At 59.9% G+C, this 424-nt stretch carries 1 protein-coding gene; it reads right to left on the bottom strand.

Annotation, left to right across the window (positions count from 1 at the left end; all coding sequences use genetic code 11):
* Nucleotides 1-424, bottom strand: a 424-nt coding sequence (cysD, locus tag JWJ90_RS22955; protein WP_205229525.1) for a sulfate adenylyltransferase subunit CysD, incomplete at both ends; no start/stop codon positions are given.

Below are 424 nucleotides of genomic sequence, written 5' to 3'. Positions count from 1 at the left end.
GTCCTGGTCGATGGCGCGACCCTGACGTTCGGAGACGGTTGCGATTTCAAGTTCGGCAATCACCTCGTCCAGCGTGGTGGCCTCGGAGCGGATCGCGCCAGTCAGCGGGAAACAGCCGAGTGTGCGGAAGCGGATCATGCCTTCCTGCTTCACCTCGCCGGGTAGAAGCTTGAGCCTTTCGTCCTCGGCCATGATCAACATGCCGTCCCGTTCGACATAGGGTCGCTTCGCGGCAAAATAAAGCGGCACCAGCTCAATGTTTTCCGCCTGAATGTAACGCCAGATGTCGACTTCCGTCCAGTTGGACAGCGGGAAGGCGCGCACGCTTTCGCCGCGACGGATCATGCCGTTATAGACATTCCACAATTCGGGCCGCTGGTTGCGCGGGTCCCATTTGTGGTCGGGCGTGCGGAAGGAATAGATG

This window comes from Desulfobulbus rhabdoformis (genome assembly GCF_016919065.1).
GTDB lineage: Bacteria > Desulfobacterota > Desulfobulbia > Desulfobulbales > Desulfobulbaceae > Desulfobulbus > Desulfobulbus rhabdoformis.
This window is presented reverse-complemented; position numbering and strand designations above follow the sequence as displayed.